A 14,354-nucleotide genomic window follows, 5' to 3' on the forward strand; every position below is an offset into this window, starting at 1 on the left:
CCACGCTTCCTTCCCACACTCGGTCGCCCTCATGCAGTTGCGCTTCGCTTCATTCGCTGTGGCCAGCTCAAGAGAGGACTTTCACCTCTAGGATGGCGCCCATGCTGGGCGCACAAGTGACACGCCGTAAGGGCGGAACCATAGGTGGCCGTTACCGCAGAAATGGATATGTACTCAGTCAACAACAGCATGGTCGGCCCAAAGGCCGCCATCGCACCGATGCGGCGACCCGACAAGCCAGCCACAGGTCATTCCGTCCAGCACCGCTACTGGACGCGCGTATCTTTGGCATATGATGCCGGGCCTTCGCCTTCCCTCGGTCCGGACAGGAGCAGAGATGCAGCTCAAACACAAAATCGTCGCGCTCGGGATTCTGCCGCTGGTGTTGGCCATCGCCGTCATCTGCGCGCTGGTGATTTCCATGAACCGGCAACTGGGTGAACAACAGGCGCAACTGATCGAAGACAGCATTCTGGCGAGCAAGCGCGCAGAACTTAAGAACTACGTCGAAATGGCGCAAAGCCTGATCGAACCGCTGTACGACGACGGCCACGGTGACGAACACGCACAGCAACAAGTGCTGGAAGAACTGCGCAAGCTCAGCTTTGGCATCAATGGCTACTTCTTCGTCTACGACCACGAAGGACGCAGCCTGATGCACGCCCGCCAGTCCGAGCTGGTGGGCAAATACCTGTGGGACATGAAGGACCCTCACGGTTTGCCCGTGATTCAGGCGTTGCTCAAAAGTGCGCAATCGGGCGAAGGCTTTCAGCGCTACGCCTGGAACAAACCCTCTTCCGGCCAGGTGACCGACAAGCTCGCCTATGTGGTGATGCTGGATCGTTGGGGCTGGATGCTCGGCACCGGCATTTACCTTGAAGACGTTGAGCGCGCGACCCAGCAGGCGCGTGACGAAGTGGCCCAGGGCATTCGTAAAACCATGCTGGCGATTGCCGCAGTGGCCCTTGTGGCGGTGCTGTTTGTCTTCGCCAGCGGCATGACGCTGAACGTCAGCGAGCATCGTCTGGCCGACAAAAAACTTCAGCGCCTGACTCAGCGTATCGTCAGCTTGCAAGAAGAAGAGCGCTCACGGGTTTCCCGTGAACTGCACGACGGCATCAGCCAGCTACTGGTCTCCATCAAGTTTCAGTTCGAGCTGGCCAGCCATCTGCTCGAGAATGGGCAAGCACACGACAAGGGTTTGAGTACGCTGAGAGACGCCACGGAACGCCTGGGAGAAGCGATTGGCGAGGTGCGCAGCCTCTCCCATGACTTGCGTTCCTCGCTGCTCGACACCCTGGGCCTGCCGGCAGCGATCGGTCAACTCGCCGCAGAATTCGAGCAACGCAGCGGCCTGGTGGTGACTTACAACGACAACGAATTCGACTGTCACCTGGTTGATGGGGCAGCGGTCTCGCTGTTTCGCATCGTGCAAGAAGGCCTGACTAATATTGAACGACATGCCCAGGCTAAAAACGTCTCCATTACCCTGCACGGGGCCGAAGATTCCATACGGTTGACGGTGGTCGATGACGGTATCGGTTTCAACGTCGCCCAGGTCGAACGTCGTCACGCGGGCATTGGCCTGCGTAATATCCGTGAGCGTGTCGAGCATTTTGGTGGACGATTCGACCTGATCTCGATGCCGGGACGAAGTGAGCTGGACGTTTGGCTGCCAATGAAAATGCCCGGTACAACACGCTGACTCGCCCCCTGACAACAAGAGTGAATACCCGCGATGAACCTGCCCTACCCGATCCGCGTCGCCCTGGTCGACGATCACGCCCTGGTCCGCGACGGGATCAAAGCGCTGCTGGCGGTCATGGCCCCCCTGGAAGTGGTGGGCGAAGCCGAGAATGGCGCGGATGCCATTGAAATGGTCGGACGCTGCCAGCCGGACCTGTTGCTGGTCGACATCAGCCTTAAGGACATGAACGGGCTTGAGCTGACCCGGGTGTTACGCAAGCAGTACCCGTCGCTCAAGGTGCTGGTGCTCAGCATGTACGACAATAATGAATACGTGAGTGAGTCCGTTCGCGCGGGGGCCAGCGGCTATGTACTGAAGAACTCACCGTCGCGGGAAATCATTGCAGCGATCGAAGCCATCGCCAGTGGCGGCACGTTCTACAGTGCCGAGATCGCCCAGCGGCTCATCGCCGATAAAAGTACCGACAACGAGCTGACACCGCGCGAGAGCCAGGTGCTGTACAAGATGGCTCAGGGGCTGAACAACAAGGAGATGGCCCGCGAACTGGACATCAGCGTTCGCACTGTAGAAACCCATCGCTTGAGCATCCGTCGCAAACTCAACATCGACAAACCGGCGGCCCTGGTCAAATACGCGATCGATCACGGGATCATCTCGCGGTAGCAGGCATTAATACTCAATGGAAAACCCGGCCTTATCAGCCGGGTTTTTTTTTGGTTTTGTATTGGCAACAGCCATCCCCTGCGCCCTTTTAACCACCGTCCGACCAGAAACTCATTTCAGGGACTTGCGCTGCCGGTATTATGGTATACCATCAGACGCACAGATACTCTCACCTTATACGGAGCAGCTCATGAGTTTCGAAATCCGCAAGATCGTCAGCTATGTCGAAGAAACCTTTATCGAAGGCGGCAAGGCCACCGATAAGCCAGTGACCATGGTCGGGCTGGCCGTCGTGATGAAAAACCCTTGGCTGGGTCGCGGCTTTGTCGAAGACCTGAAACCGGAAATTCGCGCCAATTGCTCCGACCTCGGTGCGCTGATGGTCGAGCGTCTGGTCGGCATCATCGGCGGTGCCGAGAAGATCGAGGCTTACGGCAAGGCTGCTGTCGTGGGCGCCGACGGTGAAATCGAACACGCCTCCGCCGTCATCCACACCCTGCGCTTCGGCAACCATTACCGCGAAGCGGTGAAAGCCAAGAGCTACCTGAGCTTCACCAACAAGCGCGGCGGCCCGGGCACTTCGATCCAGATTCCGATGATGCACAAGGACGACGAAGGCCTGCGTTCGCACTACATCACCCTGGAAATGCAAATCGAAGATGCACCGCGTGCCGACGAAATCGTGGTGGTACTGGGTTGCGCCGATGGCGGCCGCCTGCACCCACGCATCGGCAACCGTTACATCGATCTGGAAGAGCTGGCCGCTGAAAACGCCCAGTAAGCAAGGTCGGTAACAACAACAAAAAGGCATGCAGGAGCGCTCCATGATTCGGCTCACCGCTGAACTCACCCCGGCTGGCACCAGTTACCTGGCGACCGGCCAAGGCCAGCCCGTGGTTTTGATCCACGGCGTGGGCCTGAACAAAGAAATGTGGGGCGGCCAGGTCGTTGGCCTGGCCACGAAGTACCGCGTGATTGCCTACGACATGCTCGGCCATGGCGCCAGCCCGCGCCCGGAAAGCGGCACTCCCCTGCTCGGCTACGCCGACCAGTTGCTGGAGCTGCTCGATCACCTGCAATTGCCCCAGGCGACGGTGATTGGCTTTTCCATGGGCGGCCTGGTGGCCCGGGCATTTGCCTTGCATTACCCGCAACGCCTGCAAGGCCTGGTGATACTTAATAGCGTGTTCAATCGCAGCCCCGAACAGCGTGCCGGCGTCATCGCCCGTACCGCTCAAGCGGCCGAGCACGGACCGGATGCCAACGCCGAAGCTGCCCTGTCGCGCTGGTTCAGCCGCGAATATCAAGCGGCCAATCCGGCGCAGATCGCGGCCTTGCGCCAAACCCTGGCAGACAATGACCCGCAGGGTTACCTGACCACCTATGAGCTGTTCGCGACCCAGGACATGTACCGCGCTGACGATCTGGGCAGCATTCAGGTGCCGACTCTGATCGCCACCGGTGAGCTGGACCCGGGTTCCACACCGGTAATGGCCGAGCAATTGGCCGCACGCATTCCCGGCGCGACAGTTGCCGTGCTCGCCGAGCAGCGGCATATGATGCCCGTAGAATCACCGCGCCTGGTCAACCAGCTGCTGCTGGAGTTTCTCGACACGGCGCACTCCCGACAAAACCAAATAAAGGGGATCGTTGCATGACACTCGCACGCTTCCAGATGTGCATCGGCGGTGAATGGGTCGATGCCCTGTCCGGCAAGACTTTTGAAAGCCTGAACCCGGCGCTGGCCCAAGCCTGGGCCGAACTGCCCGATGCCGACGAAGCCGACGTCGAGCGCGCCGTACAGGCTGCGCAGACGGCTTTCGACAGCCCGGCCTGGCGCGGTCTGACCGCCACCGCCCGCGGTAAACTGCTGCGGCGCCTGGGCGATCTGATCGCTGAAAACAAGGAACACCTGGCGCAGCTGGAAAGCCGTGACAACGGCAAGCTGATCCGCGAAACCCGTGGTCAGGTCAGCTATTTGCCGGAGTTCTTCCACTACACCGCGGGCCTGGCCGACAAACTCGAAGGCGGCACCCTGCCCCTCGACAAGCCGGACCTGTTTGCCTACACGGTGCACGAAGCCATGGGCGTGGTCGCCGCGATCATTCCGTGGAACAGCCCTCTTTATCTGACCGCGATCAAACTCGCCCCGGCCCTGGCGGCGGGCAACACCATCGTGATCAAACCGTCGGAACACGCTTCGGCAACCATTCTCGAACTGGCGCGTCTGGCGCTGGAAGCCGGCATCCCGCCGGGCGTGGTCAACGTCGTCACCGGCTATGGCCCAAGCACCGGCGCGGCCCTGACTCGCCATCCGCTGATCCGCAAAATCGCCTTCACCGGTGGTGCCGCGACGGCGCGGCACGTGGTGCGCAGCAGTGCCGAGAACTTCGCCAAGCTGTCGCTGGAACTGGGCGGCAAATCGCCGAACATTATCTTCGCCGACGCCGACCTCGACAGCGCAATCAACGGCGCGATTGCCGGGATCTACGCGGCCTCCGGTCAGAGTTGCGTCTCCGGCTCGCGATTGTTGGTGCAGGACGAAATCTACGATGAGTTCGTCGATCGTTTGGTCGAACGCGCCAAACGCATCCGCATCGGTAACCCGCAGGAAGACAGCAGCGAAATGGGCCCGATGGCCACCGCACAGCAACTGGCCGTGGTCGAAGGCCTGGTCGCCGATGCCATCGCCGAAGGTGCGCGCCTGCGCCTGGGCGGCAAGCGTCCGCAGAATCTGGGCGATGGCTGGTTCTACGAGCCGACCCTGTTCGAATGCGACCGCAACTCGATGAAGATCATGCAGGAAGAAGTCTTTGGTCCGGTGGCCTCGGTCATCCGTTTCAAAGATGAAGCCGAAGCTTTGGCGATTGCCAACGACTCGCAGTTCGGCCTCGCCGCCGGCATCTGGACTCGCGATTTGGGCAGGGCTCATCGCCTGGCCCGGGACGTGCGCTCCGGGATCATCTGGGTCAACACCTACCGCGCCGTGTCGGCCATGGCGCCGATCGGCGGCTTCAAGAACAGCGGCTATGGACGCGAGAGCGGTATCGATTCGGTACTGGCCTACACCGAGCTGAAAACGGTGTGGATCAACCTCTCCCAGGCGCCAATGCCTGATCCGTTTGTGATGCGCTAGGAGATTGACGAAATGATCGAACCCGGCATTTACAAAGACGTCATGAGCTCGTTCCCATCCGGGGTCACGGTGGTCACCACCCTGGCCCCGGACGGCGGCATCGTCGGCATTACCGCCAGCGCTTTCAGTGCGCTGTCGATCGATCCGGCACTGGTGCTGTTCTGCCCCAACTATGCCTCTGACACGTACCCGATCCTGCGCGACAGCAAGCAGTTCGCGATTCACTTGCTGTCCGCCGACCAGACCGCCGAAGCCTATGCGTTTGCCGGTAAAGGCAAAGACAAGGCCAATGGCATCGACTGGCACTTGAGCGCGCTGGGCAATCCGTTGCTGGGCAACGCCACGGCGATCATCGAGTGCGAACTGTGGCGCGAATACGACGGCGGTGATCACGCGATCATCGTCGGCGCGGTGAAGAACCTGATTCTGCCCGAGCAACCGGTGACGCCGATGATCTATCACAAAGGCAAGCTGGGTCCCCTGCCCGCTTTGGCCTGACGGGTTTACTCAAAACCCTGTGGGAGCGGGCTTGCTCGCGAATTCGGTCGCACATTCAACATTGATGTTGACTGACACACCGCTTTCGCGAGCAAGCCCGCTCCCACAAGGGATCTGCGGTGAGAGGATGATGATGAACAATGAAAAGTACGAAAAAGGCCTGAAAATCCGCACCCAGGTACTGGGCGAAGCCTACGTGAAACGCTCCATCGAAAACGCCGACGACTTCACCCGGCCACTGCAGGAAATGGTCACCGAGTACTGCTGGGGCCACGTCTGGGGCCGTGAGGGTTTGTCGCTTAAAGAGCGCAGCATGATAAACTTGGCCATGATTTCGGCCCTCAATCGGCCTCACGAACTCAAGCTGCATGTACGTGGCGCCTTGCGTAACGGACTGACTCGTGAACAAATACGCGAAATTCTGCTTCAGGTCGGTATTTATTGCGGTGTCCCCGCTGCCGTAGACAGTTTCCGGCTCGCCCGTGAAGCGTTCGCCGAAGCCGATGCCGAGGCCTCCAGTTAACCCTTGGCTGTTTGATCTGACCGAGCACGGAGATTCTTGCGATCGAAGTGCTCTTTTTGCATGGACAGCCACACTCAGAGCGGACCCCATGAAACGCCTGCCACTCGACGACAGCTTCAAGGTCAATCGCAACCCCGTTACCCTGCGCGAAATCGTGCTGGATAAACTGCGAAGCGCCATCATGAACTTCCAGCTCCTGCCGGGAGACCGTCTGGTCGAGCGCGATCTGTGCGATCGCCTGGGCGTCAGCCGCACGTCCGTACGCGAAGCCTTGCGTCACCTGGAATCCGAAGGCCTGGTGGAATTCGCCGATGCCAAGGGCCCACGGGTCGCCATCATTACCCTCTCCGATGCCGGTGATATCTACGAGCTGCGTTGCGTGCTCGAAGGCCTGATCGTCCAGCTGTTCACCCTGCGCGCCAAGGCCAAGGACATCAAGGCCCTGGAAAAAGCCCTCGAGGAAAACCGCAAGGCCCTCAAGGACGGCGAGCTGCAACAGGTCATCGATTCGGTTCAGGGTTTCTACGATGTACTGCTCGAAGGCTCCGGCAACCATGTCGCGGCGTTGCAATTGCGCCAGTTGCAGGCGCGAATCAGCTACTTGCGCGCGACATCGGTGTCCCAGGAAAACCGTCGTGGTGCCAGCAACCAGGAAATGGAGCTGATTGTCGAAGCGATCAAGAGCGGCGATCCCCTCGCGGCCCACCAAGCCTGCGTCAACCACGTACGCGCCGCCGCAGCGGTCGCTCTGGAATACCTCAAGCGCAAGCAGGAAGAAACCGGGGCGATCCCGCAAATCACCCTGCCGATCGCGCTTAAAGAACCGCGCATAGGTCGCTAAAGATGTTCAGCCCGAGCTTTTGCCCAAAGTGCGGCGGCAGTGACCTCGGTCACCAGCTGCCGCCGGGCGATACGCACGAGCGCCTGATGTGCCGCGGTTGCGGCTACATCCATTACATCAATCCGAAAATCATTGCCGGCTGCATCATCGAGCAGGACGGCAAGTATTTGCTGTGTCAGCGCGCCATCCCGCCGCGCCCTGGTACCTGGACGCTGCCGGCCGGCTTCATGGAAGGCGGCGAGACCACCGAACAGGCAGCGCTGCGCGAAGTCTGGGAAGAGAGCGGCGTGCGCGCGGAAATTCTCTCGCCCTACTCGATCTTCAGCGTGCCGAAGATCAGCGAGGTGTACATCGTCTTCCGCGCCATCGCCCTGGAGATCACCGGCCAGTACGGGCCGGAAACCCTCGACTACAAATTCTTCGCGCCCGAGGACATTCCCTGGGACAGCATCTACTACCCGGCAATCCGGCAGATCCTCGAACGCTATATCGAGGAACGCCAGGCCGGGGTTTACGGCATCTACATCGGCAACGACGATACCGGCAAGATCCACTTCATTCGGTAGGAGCTGCCGAAGGCTGCGATCTTTTGATCTTAGCTCGTTTGCGAGCCGCCAAAAGATCGCAGGCTTCGCCAGCTACAGGTGGCATCACATCGGCGCCACGCCCTCGACAATGATGATCTCGGCCCGAGCCACGCCCTCGCGGTGCCGTTTCGCCTGCTGATATTCCTCCGACTGGTAGCAGGCCAGCGCCTGTTCGTACGAGTCGAACTCAATCACCACGTTGCGTTGCGGCGTGGGCCCGCCTTCCAGCGCTTCGCTGCGCCCGCCCCGGGCCAACATCCGCCCGCCATACAACGCGAAGGCTGCCGGCGCCCGCTGGGTGTATTGGCTGTATTGATCGGGGTCGGTGACATCTACATGAGCAATCCAGTACGCCTTCATAGTGACCTCTCGGTTTATTTTGTATTATGGTATACCACAAAATATTTCCATCAAACACTGAGAATCCCAGCATGGCCTTCAACAGCATCGAAGAAATTATCGAAGACTATCGACAAGGCAAGATGGTGCTCCTGGTCGATGACGAGGATCGGGAAAACGAAGGTGACCTGCTGCTGGCCGCCGATTGCTGCACGGCCGAGGCGATCAGCTTCATGGCCCGGGAAGCTCGCGGCCTGATCTGCCTGACCTTGACCGACGACCACTGCCAACGCCTCGGGCTGGAGCAGATGGTGCCGAGCAACGGCAGCGTGTTCAGCACCGCTTTCACCGTGTCCATCGAGGCCGCCGTGGGCGTGACCACCGGCATCTCCGCCGCCGACCGGGCGCGTACCGTGGCAGCTGCGGTCGCCGTTAATGCCGGGCCCGCCGACCTGGTGCAACCCGGTCATATTTTCCCGCTACGCGCCAAGGAAGGCGGCGTGCTGACTCGCGCCGGTCACACCGAAGCCGGATGCGACCTGGCACGCCTGGCAGGCTTCACCCCGGCCTCGGTGATCGTCGAAGTGATGAACGATGACGGCACCATGGCCCGCCGCCCGGACCTGGAAGTGTTCGCGCGCAAGCACGGGATCAAGATCGGCACCATCGCCGACCTGATCCACTATCGCCTCAGCACCGAAAGCACTGTGGTGCGTATCGGTGAACGTGAACTGCCCACAGTGCATGGCACTTTCCGGCTGATCACTTTTGAAGACCGCATCGAAGGCGGCGTCCACATGGCAATGGTCATGGGCAAGTTGCACCGGGACGAACCGACGCTGGTGCGCGTGCATGTGATCGATCCGCTGCGCGATCTGGTAGGCGCCGAATACAGCGGTCCGTCCAACTGGACGTTGTGGGCGGCGTTGCAGCGAGTGGCCGAGGAAGGTCGTGGCGTGGTGGTGGTGCTCGCCAATCATGAGCCGTCACAGGCGCTACTGGAGCGTGTGCCGCAACTGACCCAGCCGCCACGGCAGTTCAGCCGTTCGCAGTCGCGCATCTATTCTGAAGTGGGTACCGGGGCGCAGATTCTGCAGGATCTTGGCGTGGGCAAGCTGCGTCATCTTGGCCCGCCGTTGAAATATGCCGGCTTGACCGGTTACAACCTGGAAGTCGTGGAAAGTATCCCTTTCACCGAATGATTCCTGGCTTCTTTCTATAAACGTGAAGGCCACTACCCGTGGCCTGACGTTAAAAAAAACCTTTTTTGGCTGATAGCCGGTAAGGCAAAGTGCTTGCACAAAGTTTGGAATACCATAATATGATATTCCATAGACCGAACGACTCAGCCAAGTGCCCCCGCCAGGGAAAGCACTAATAACAGCCCTTGGCACGGTCGCCTTTAGAGACCAGATGGACCTACTGCTCCCGATAGGCGGGCATTACCAAGCCCGCTCAAAAACACAACAAATGAGGGCGTGAAAATGGTGTTGAACAAACGTGCAACCGCAGTACTGTTCGCGGGTTTACTGGCCACGGCCAGTCACGTGGCAATGGCGGCCGAAAGCGTCAACTTCGTCAGCTGGGGCGGTAGCACCCAGGATGCGCAAAAGCAGGCCTGGGCCGATCCGTTCAGCAAAGCCAGCGGCATCACCGTGGTCCAGGATGGACCGACCGACTACGGCAAACTCAAAGCCATGGTCGAAAGCGGCAATGTGCAGTGGGACGTGGTCGACGTCGAAGCGGACTTCGCCCTGCGCGCCGCCGCCGAAGGCTTGCTCGAACCCCTCGATTTCTCAGTCATCCAGCGCGATAAAATCGACCCGCGGTTTGTCTCCGACCACGGCGTTGGTTCGTTCTTCTTCTCCTTCGTCCTCGGCTACAACGAAGGCAAGCTCGGCGCCAGCAAACCCCAGGACTGGTCCGCACTGTTCGACACCAAGACCTATCCCGGCAAACGCGCCCTCTACAAATGGCCAAGCCCGGGCGTGCTTGAACTGGCGCTGCTGGCCGATGGCGTAGCCGCCGACAAGCTCTACCCGCTGGACCTGGATCGCGCCTTCAAGAAACTCGACACCATCAAGAAAGACATCGTCTGGTGGGGCGGCGGTGCCCAGTCGCAACAGTTGCTCGCCTCGGGCGAAGCCAGCATGGGGCAGTTCTGGAACGGCCGGATCCACGCCCTGCAAGAAGACGGCGCACCGGTGGGCGTGAGCTGGAAACAGAACCTGGTCATGGCCGACATTCTGGTCGTGCCCAAAGGGACAAAAAACAAGGCCGCGGCCATGAAATTCCTGGCCAACGCCAGCAGTGCCAAAGGACAAGCTGACTTCTCCAACCTGACCGCCTATGCGCCGGTCAACGTTGACAGCGTGGCGCGCCTGGATTCGGTGCTGGCCCCTAACCTGCCGACTGCCTACGCTAAGGATCAGATCACTCTTGATTTCGCGTACTGGGCCAAAAACGGTCCGGCCATCGCGACACGGTGGAACGAATGGCTGGTCAAATGAAAATGACGGCAACCGCGTCCCGCCAACCCACGCAGATCGGGAGTGCCACTGGCGCTGCCGGCTCGGCACTCGGCAAGGCGGCTGCGATGAACCAATCCCCTTCCATGGCACAGCGCTGGCGTGGCGCAAGCAACCTGATCCCCGCCCTGCTGTTCCTCGGCCTGTTTTTTCTGGCGCCGCTGATCGGGCTGTTGCTGCGTGGCGTGCTGGAGCCGGTACCGGGGCTGGGCAATTACGAGCAGTTGTTCGCCAACTCGGCTTATGCACGGGTCTTGCTCAACACCTTCTCGGTGGCCGGACTCGTGACCCTGTTCAGCCTGCTGCTCGGCTTTCCATTGGCCTGGGCCATCACCCTGGTGCCCCGTGGCTGGGGTCGTTGGATCCTCAACATCGTGTTGCTGTCGATGTGGACCAGCCTCCTCGCCCGGACCTATTCCTGGCTGGTGTTGCTGCAAGCCTCCGGGGTGATCAACAAGGCGCTGATGGCGATGGGCATCATCGATCAACCGCTGGAAATGGTGCATAACCTCACCGGCGTGGTGATCGGCATGAGCTACATCATGATCCCGTTCATCGTGCTGCCGCTGCAGGCGACCATGCAGGCCATCGACCCGATGATCCTGCAAGCCGGCTCGATCTGCGGCGCGAGCCCCTGGACCAACTTCTTCCGGGTGTTCCTGCCGCTGTGCCGGCCGGGGTTGTTCTCCGGTGGCCTGATGGTGTTCGTGATGTCGCTGGGGTACTACGTCACCCCGGCGCTGCTGGGTGGTGCGCAGAACATGATGCTGCCCGAGTTCATCATTCAGCAGGTGCAGTCGTTCCTCAACTGGGGCCTGGCCAGCGCCGGTGCCGCGTTGCTGATCGTCATTACGCTGGTGTTGTTCTACTTCTACCTGAAGCTTCAGCCGGAATCCCCGGTTGGCGCCAGCAACGCGAGGTAAGCCGTCATGCTCCTGACCCCCAATGCCATGAGCCGGCGCATGCGCTTCGGCCTGTACTTCACGACCGGATTGATCGCGTTGTTCCTGTTGCTGCCGATCGTATTCATCGTGCTGCTGTCCTTCGGTTCCTCCCAGTGGCTGGTGTTCCCGCCGCCGGGCTGGACGCTGAAATGGTACGGCCAGTTCTTCTCCAACGCCGACTGGATGAACGCGGCCGTGGCCAGCCTCAAAGTCGCGGTACTGACCACGGTCTTCGCCGTGGCGCTGGGCCTGCCGACCGCTTTTGCACTGGTGCGCGGGCGCTTCCCGGGCCGCGAAATGCTCTACGGCCTGTTCACCCTGCCGATGATCGTGCCGCTGGTGATCATCGCGGTGGCGGTGTACGCACTGTTCCTGAAACTGGGCTACACCGGGACGATGTTCGCCTTCGTGGTCAGCCACGTGATTGTTGCGTTGCCGTTCACCATCATCTCGATCATCAACTCGCTGAAGCTGTTCGATCAGTCGATTGAGGATGCCGCGGTGATCTGCGGCGCCTCACGCCTGCAAGCGGTGTTCAAGGTGACCTTTCCGGCGATTCGTCCGGGCATGGTGGCCGGCGCGCTGTTTGCGTTTCTGGTTTCCTGGGATGAAGTGGTGTTGAGCGTGATGATGGCCAGCCCGACCCTGCAAACCCTTCCCGTGAAAATGTGGACCACCCTGCGCCAGGACCTGACGCCCGTGATCGCCGTCGCCTCGACGCTGCTGATCGGCCTCTCGGTACTGGTCATGGTGATCGCCGCCGCCCTTCGCCGGCGCAATCCAATCAGCGCCTGAGCGCCAGGAGTACGAAATGAGTGCAGTGATCAAAGCCCAACAAAGCGACCAACCGTTAGTAAGCCTGCGCAACCTGAACAAGTACTACGGCGATTTTGCCGCCGTGGACGACATCTCGCTGGACATCAAGGACGGTGAATTCCTCACGTTCCTCGGCTCCAGCGGCTCTGGTAAAAGTACAACGCTGTCGATGCTCGCCGGCTTCGAAACCCCGAGCAGCGGCGAGATCCTGGTCAATGGCCAGTCGCTGGTCAACGTACCGCCGCACAAGCGCGACATCGGCATGGTGTTCCAGCGTTATTCGCTGTTCCCGCACCTGTCGGTACGCGACAACATCGCGTTCCCATTGGCCATTCGCAAACTGGCCAGCGCCGAACGCGAGCGCCGGGTCGATGCGATGCTTAAGCTGGTGCAACTGGAACAGTTCGCCCATCGCCGCCCTTCGCAACTGTCCGGCGGCCAACAGCAACGTGTGGCGATTGCTCGGGCGCTGGTTTATGAACCACGCATCCTGCTGATGGACGAACCGCTCGGTGCGCTGGACAAGAAACTGCGCGAAGACTTGCAGGATGAACTGCGCCAGCTGCATCGGCGCCTGGGCATCACCATTGTTTACGTGACCCACGACCAGGAAGAAGCCATGCGTCTGTCCCAGCGCATCGCGATCTTCAGCCACGGCAAAATTGTCGGTTTGGGCAGCGGCTACGACCTGTACCAGAATCCGCCGAATGCGTTTGTGGCTTCGTTCCTTGGTAACTCGAACTTCCTCAAATTCAAGGCTCAGGGCAATGCGGTCGCTACGTTTGAAGGGCAATCATTGTCGATTCGACTGACCGCAGGATTGCAAACCAATCAGGATGTGCTGCTGATGGTTCGTCCGGAAAAAGCCTTGGCATTGAGCGTTGAGCAAGCGGCTCGGGAACCGCTGGCGGCAGGTTGGAATGAAGTCTCGGCGATTGTCGGTGAAGTGCTGTTCCTGGGTGAAAGCCAGACCTGCACGGTCATGACTTCGGGCGGCACCTCGATGACTGTCAAGGCGCTCTCCGCTGCCGGCATGCCGCTGAAGACTGGCGATCCGGTGCGCGTGCGCTGGGCTACTGCGGATGCTTGCGTTTATACCGAATGGGCTGAGAGTGATTTGAACAAGGCTGCTGGGGCTCATTGATTTGGCGCCGGCCCATGCCAGTGGGCTGTGATTTATCTGTCACCCTCGGGTCGCCGCAACGTCGGGTTGTGGCGGCCTTTTTTTTGCTTTTTGGGTTGGGGGCATATCCATTGTTTTGGTAACGGCGGCTGGCGGTTTCGCTTTTACAGCGAGTCACTTGGAAATACGGAATGCCGCCCAACCCCAAGTAACCAAGGGCTCTTGCCCCGCCATTCGGTGCCTCGCTTAGGCTCGGCATGCCCTCACTCCGGCATTGCTCCGGGGGCCCGCCGCCATCGGCCATCCATGGCCGGGGGCGGCTACCGCGGCATCCTTGCCGCGGTGCCCCCTGCGCAACACCTGCGCTCGGCCTCTGGAAAAGGGGCGGCAGATCTGAAGCCAAAGCAAAGCAACAGCAACGGCAACGGCAACAGCAAGATCAAAAGATCGCAGCCTCGCTTCGCTCGACAGCTCCTACAGGGAAATGCGTTCGCTTGAAGTCAGGCCGGCCGGTAGGCCGCCTCGCTTTGGCGTTTGCGGTGCACGCCCCCTCGAGAGGCCGAGCGCAGGTTCTGCGCAGTGGGCAACCCGGCATGGATGCCGGGTTAGCCGCCCCCGGCCATGGATGGCCGATGGCGGCGGGCCCAC

15 protein-coding genes are annotated in these 14,354 nt (G+C 60.5%); 14 read left to right on the forward strand and 1 reads right to left on the reverse strand.

Annotated features, from left to right (window positions below; genetic code table 11):
• Window positions 1-337 precede the first annotated feature (337 nt).
• From E3W21_RS00015 to E3W21_RS00055, 9 genes are all read left to right on the forward strand, one after another.
• Window positions 338-1,705, forward strand: coding sequence for a cache domain-containing protein (locus E3W21_RS00015; RefSeq protein WP_129443546.1), 1,368 nt, complete (start codon window positions 338-340; stop codon window positions 1,703-1,705).
• 33 nt (window positions 1,706-1,738) lie between these two features.
• Complete coding sequence (locus tag E3W21_RS00020; RefSeq protein ID WP_134417100.1) at window positions 1,739-2,371, forward strand: response regulator transcription factor; 633 nt, start codon at window positions 1,739-1,741, stop codon at window positions 2,369-2,371.
• A gap of 190 nt (window positions 2,372-2,561) precedes the next feature.
• Entirely contained in the window at window positions 2,562-3,152 is a 591-nt protein-coding gene (locus E3W21_RS00025; RefSeq protein WP_003182108.1) for an amino acid synthesis family protein, read from the forward strand.
• A gap of 43 nt (window positions 3,153-3,195) precedes the next feature.
• The gene (locus E3W21_RS00030; RefSeq protein WP_134417101.1) at window positions 3,196-4,029 is read left to right on the forward strand and encodes an alpha/beta fold hydrolase; all 834 of its coding nucleotides are present in this window, start codon (window positions 3,196-3,198) and stop codon (window positions 4,027-4,029) included.
• On the forward strand, window positions 4,026-5,507 hold the full coding sequence (locus E3W21_RS00035; RefSeq protein WP_033057762.1) for an aldehyde dehydrogenase: 1,482 nt from the start codon (window positions 4,026-4,028) through the stop codon (window positions 5,505-5,507). The genes E3W21_RS00030 and E3W21_RS00035 overlap by 4 nt, the downstream gene beginning before the upstream one ends.
• Before the next feature lie 12 nt (window positions 5,508-5,519).
• Complete coding sequence (locus E3W21_RS00040) at window positions 5,520-6,005, forward strand: flavin reductase family protein (protein WP_129443541.1); 486 nt, start codon at window positions 5,520-5,522, stop codon at window positions 6,003-6,005.
• 133 nt (window positions 6,006-6,138) lie between these two features.
• A complete protein-coding gene (locus tag E3W21_RS00045) occupies window positions 6,139-6,528 on the forward strand; it encodes a carboxymuconolactone decarboxylase family protein (RefSeq protein ID WP_134417102.1) in 390 nt (129 codons plus the stop codon).
• Window positions 6,529-6,616: 88 nt separating this feature from the next.
• Complete coding sequence (locus tag E3W21_RS00050; protein ID WP_134417103.1) at window positions 6,617-7,369, forward strand: GntR family transcriptional regulator; 753 nt, start codon at window positions 6,617-6,619, stop codon at window positions 7,367-7,369.
• A 2-nt stretch (window positions 7,370-7,371) separates the two neighbouring features.
• The gene (locus tag E3W21_RS00055; RefSeq protein ID WP_134417104.1) at window positions 7,372-7,935 is read left to right on the forward strand and encodes an NUDIX hydrolase; all 564 of its coding nucleotides are present in this window, start codon (window positions 7,372-7,374) and stop codon (window positions 7,933-7,935) included.
• Between the two features lie 84 nt (window positions 7,936-8,019).
• On the opposite strand, the gene E3W21_RS00060 is transcribed toward E3W21_RS00055, so the two are convergent.
• Entirely contained in the window at window positions 8,020-8,316 is a 297-nt protein-coding gene (locus tag E3W21_RS00060) for a DUF1330 domain-containing protein (RefSeq protein WP_134417105.1), read from the reverse strand.
• A gap of 71 nt (window positions 8,317-8,387) precedes the next feature.
• Here E3W21_RS00060 and ribBA point away from each other — a divergent pair, with 71 nt between their 5' ends.
• The 5 genes from ribBA (at window position 8,388) to E3W21_RS00085 (ending at window position 13,727) form a co-directional block, all read left to right on the forward strand.
• Window positions 8,388-9,497: a bifunctional 3,4-dihydroxy-2-butanone-4-phosphate synthase/GTP cyclohydrolase II gene (gene ribBA / locus E3W21_RS00065; protein WP_134417106.1), complete on the forward strand. Its 1,110-nt coding sequence runs from the start codon at window positions 8,388-8,390 to the stop codon at window positions 9,495-9,497.
• A gap of 282 nt (window positions 9,498-9,779) precedes the next feature.
• Window positions 9,780-10,805 (forward strand): ABC transporter substrate-binding protein, encoded by a 1,026-nt coding sequence (locus E3W21_RS00070; RefSeq protein ID WP_129443529.1) that lies wholly within the window; start codon window positions 9,780-9,782, stop codon window positions 10,803-10,805.
• The gene (locus E3W21_RS00075; RefSeq protein ID WP_166793797.1) at window positions 10,802-11,746 is read left to right on the forward strand and encodes an ABC transporter permease; all 945 of its coding nucleotides are present in this window, start codon (window positions 10,802-10,804) and stop codon (window positions 11,744-11,746) included. Before E3W21_RS00070 ends, E3W21_RS00075 begins: the two co-directional genes overlap by 4 nt.
• A gap of 6 nt (window positions 11,747-11,752) precedes the next feature.
• Window positions 11,753-12,562: an ABC transporter permease gene (locus E3W21_RS00080; RefSeq protein ID WP_134417108.1), complete on the forward strand. Its 810-nt coding sequence runs from the start codon at window positions 11,753-11,755 to the stop codon at window positions 12,560-12,562.
• 16 nt (window positions 12,563-12,578) lie between these two features.
• Window positions 12,579-13,727, forward strand: a complete 1,149-nt coding sequence (locus E3W21_RS00085; RefSeq protein ID WP_134417109.1) for an ABC transporter ATP-binding protein — start codon at window positions 12,579-12,581, stop codon at window positions 13,725-13,727.
• Window positions 13,728-14,354 lie beyond the last annotated feature (627 nt).

The organism is Pseudomonas sp. F01002 (assembly GCF_004402115.1).
In the GTDB taxonomy this organism is placed as follows: Bacteria; Pseudomonadota; Gammaproteobacteria; order Pseudomonadales; family Pseudomonadaceae; genus Aquipseudomonas; species Aquipseudomonas frigoris.

Excerpts from the sequence above, each read along its gene's own strand:
- E3W21_RS00085 (WP_134417109.1), top strand. The coding sequence starts at position 12,579 with ATGAGTGCAGTGATCAAAGCCCAACAAAGCGACCAACCGTTAGTAAGC.
- E3W21_RS00040 (WP_129443541.1), top strand. The coding sequence starts at position 5,520 with ATGATCGAACCCGGCATTTACAAAGACGTCATGAGCTCGTTCCCATCC.
- E3W21_RS00030 (WP_134417101.1), top strand. The coding sequence starts at position 3,196 with ATGATTCGGCTCACCGCTGAACTCACCCCGGCTGGCACCAGTTACCTG.
- E3W21_RS00080 (WP_134417108.1), top strand. The coding sequence starts at position 11,753 with ATGCTCCTGACCCCCAATGCCATGAGCCGGCGCATGCGCTTCGGCCTG.
- E3W21_RS00055 (WP_134417104.1), top strand. The coding sequence starts at position 7,372 with ATGTTCAGCCCGAGCTTTTGCCCAAAGTGCGGCGGCAGTGACCTCGGT.
- E3W21_RS00050 (WP_134417103.1), top strand. The coding sequence starts at position 6,617 with ATGAAACGCCTGCCACTCGACGACAGCTTCAAGGTCAATCGCAACCCC.
- ribBA (WP_134417106.1), top strand. The coding sequence starts at position 8,388 with ATGGCCTTCAACAGCATCGAAGAAATTATCGAAGACTATCGACAAGGC.
- E3W21_RS00060 (WP_134417105.1), bottom strand. The coding sequence starts at position 8,316 with ATGAAGGCGTACTGGATTGCTCATGTAGATGTCACCGACCCCGATCAA.
- E3W21_RS00015 (WP_129443546.1), top strand. The coding sequence starts at position 338 with ATGCAGCTCAAACACAAAATCGTCGCGCTCGGGATTCTGCCGCTGGTG.
- E3W21_RS00035 (WP_033057762.1), top strand. The coding sequence starts at position 4,026 with ATGACACTCGCACGCTTCCAGATGTGCATCGGCGGTGAATGGGTCGAT.
- E3W21_RS00020 (WP_134417100.1), top strand. The coding sequence starts at position 1,739 with ATGAACCTGCCCTACCCGATCCGCGTCGCCCTGGTCGACGATCACGCC.
- E3W21_RS00025 (WP_003182108.1), top strand. The coding sequence starts at position 2,562 with ATGAGTTTCGAAATCCGCAAGATCGTCAGCTATGTCGAAGAAACCTTT.
- E3W21_RS00070 (WP_129443529.1), top strand. The coding sequence starts at position 9,780 with ATGGTGTTGAACAAACGTGCAACCGCAGTACTGTTCGCGGGTTTACTG.
- E3W21_RS00075 (WP_166793797.1), top strand. The coding sequence starts at position 10,802 with ATGAAAATGACGGCAACCGCGTCCCGCCAACCCACGCAGATCGGGAGT.
- E3W21_RS00045 (WP_134417102.1), top strand. The coding sequence starts at position 6,139 with ATGAACAATGAAAAGTACGAAAAAGGCCTGAAAATCCGCACCCAGGTA.